Consider the following 777-nt stretch of genomic DNA (forward strand, 5'->3'; position numbering starts at 1 on the left):
GAGCTCGGGCTGTGTTCCTTGATGAGGTATATATCCACATTCTGCTGTCCTAAAGCAGTAGGCCCATTATAACTTAAATTTACGCTTTCGTTTGCAGTATAAAATGAACGAAGAGAACAGGAATATGACAATATGAATTTCATATTGTTCCAGCTATTCTTCTCCGTTTTTATCTCAGGTATTGCCGATTCATTTCCCTGAGTATCTGTCCAGTTATATACTTCTACTTCAGTATTTACTTCCTGACTTTCCAAACTGTTCGTCAAGTTTACGTCGGGTTCCAATATTTCACTTGTCACATTCTTTACGTCGCTGGAGGTTCCGTTATAGGACTTATTTCCGGTTGTAGCGTTCACTCCTGCACTTTTCAGACTTTTCGAGCCATTGACTGTTCCGGTTTTTGTTTCGTTTTTTGTTTTGGTACTGTTTTGGGCAACTGTTCTAGTTACTGTTATTGTTTTATCTTTCAAGTTTGATACATTATTGCTTTCTGAACTCTCTGAGTCATTTTTTTGAGTAATTGTCGTATTAATTATTTTTATTTTATATTTCCAGTTCGATCCACTGCTTTTTGAATGGTTTGACTCATTTTCTCCAGTATTTTCTTGATTACCTGTATCATTATTTGTTTCTAGATCATTATCTTCTTCTACTGCTTCCTGATTTCCTGTGTAATTTCCGTTTCCTGTTATTGATTCGTTATCCTGATTTCCTGTGTAATTTCCATTTCCTGTTATTGATTCATTACCCTGATTTCCTGTGTAATTTCCATTTCCT

At 35.6% G+C, this 777-nt stretch carries 1 pseudogene; it reads right to left on the minus strand.

Annotation, left to right across the window (positions count from 1 at the left end):
• Positions 1–777 (minus strand): annotated as a pseudogene (locus ASJ81_RS22865) (hypothetical protein); the annotation flags it as partial.

The organism is Methanosarcina spelaei, assembly GCF_002287235.1.
GTDB classification, from domain to species: Archaea; Halobacteriota; Methanosarcinia; order Methanosarcinales; family Methanosarcinaceae; genus Methanosarcina; species Methanosarcina spelaei.